The 1,377-nt window shown below is 65.8% G+C and carries 1 protein-coding gene; it reads right to left on the bottom strand.

Annotated features, from left to right (window positions below):
• Positions 1–1,377: non-ribosomal peptide synthetase (locus RT2_RS24900; protein ID WP_139191349.1), on the bottom strand; the 1,377-nt coding region annotated here is incomplete at both ends.

The raw sequence follows: 1,377 nt of genomic DNA, 5'->3' as shown, positions 1-1,377 counted from the left end.
CCCGCCGACGGCACCACGTAGCCGACCAATTGCTCGCCGGCCGCCGAGTCCGCGCGCACCACGACCACACACTGCGCCACCTCGGGCAGCGCACCAAGCACCGCCTCGATCTCGCCGAGTTCGATCCGCAGACCACGCAACTTCACCTGGAAGTCCGTCCGACCGATGTAATCCAGCTCACCAGAGTCGTTCCAGAACACCAGATCACCGGTCCGGTACATCCGCTCACCGGACACCCCGAACGGGCTCGCCACGAAACGATCCGCCGTCAGATCAGACCGACCGACATACCCACGCGCCAACTGCACGCCCGCCAGGTACAACTCACCCGCCACACCCACCGGCACCGGCCGCAAGCGAGCATCCAACACGAACACCTGCGTGTTCCACACCGGCGCACCGATCGGCACACCCACCACATCCGCGGCAGTGACCTCGTGGAACGTCACATCCACCGCAGCCTCCGTCGGCCCGTACAGGTTGTGCAACCGCACCGCCGGCAAGATCTCCCGCAACCGCGCCGCAGTCTCCGCCGGCAACGCCTCACCCGACGCGAACACCCGCCGCAACGTCGCGCATTCCACCGCCGACGGCTCCGCCACGAACACCGCCAGCATCGACGGCACGAAGTGCATCGTCGTCACCGACTGCTCGACAACCACCTGCGCCAGATACGCCGGATCGCGGTGCCCGTCCGGCACCGCAACCACCAGACGCGCACCAACCTGCAACGGCCAGAACAACTCCCACACCGACACGTCGAACGTCACCGGCGTCTTCTGCAACACCACATCCTGCGCACCCAGGCCGTACTCCGCCTGCATCCACACCAGACGGTTCACGATCGCGCCATGCGTGACCGCAACACCCTTCGGCCGACCCGTCGAACCCGACGTGAAGATCACGTACGCCGCATTCGACGAATCCAACACCCCCAGCCGATCCGCATCCGCAATCGGCCCATCGGCGTACCCCGACAGGTCCAACGCGTCGATCAACAGGACAGAACTGTCCCCCGCACCTTCGAAACCGTCACGCACCGTGGACAACACGCACACCGCTGCCGCCGTGTCGAGGATGTGACCGACCCGATCCGCCGGCTGATCCGGATCCACCGGCACGTACGCGCCACCCGCCTTGAGCACCGCATAGACACCGACCATCATCTCCAGCGACCGGCGCATCGCCAACGCCACCAACGACTCCGGCCCAACACCAACCGAAATCAAATGCCGCGCAAGACGATTAACCCGAACATCGAACTCCGAGTACGTCAGCGACTCACCCTCGAAGACCAACGCCACAGCATCCGGCGTCGCCGCCACCTGCGCCTCGAACATCGACACCAACGTGCCCTCGGGAACCGCACGGTCGGTG

Origin of the sequence: Rhodococcus tukisamuensis NBRC 100609, from assembly GCF_001894985.1 — a bacterium.
Lineage (GTDB): Bacteria > Actinomycetota > Actinomycetes > Mycobacteriales > Mycobacteriaceae > Rhodococcus_G > Rhodococcus_G tukisamuensis.
The sequence above is the reverse complement of the archived record's forward strand: the minus strand, read 5'-3'. Positions and strand labels throughout refer to the sequence as shown.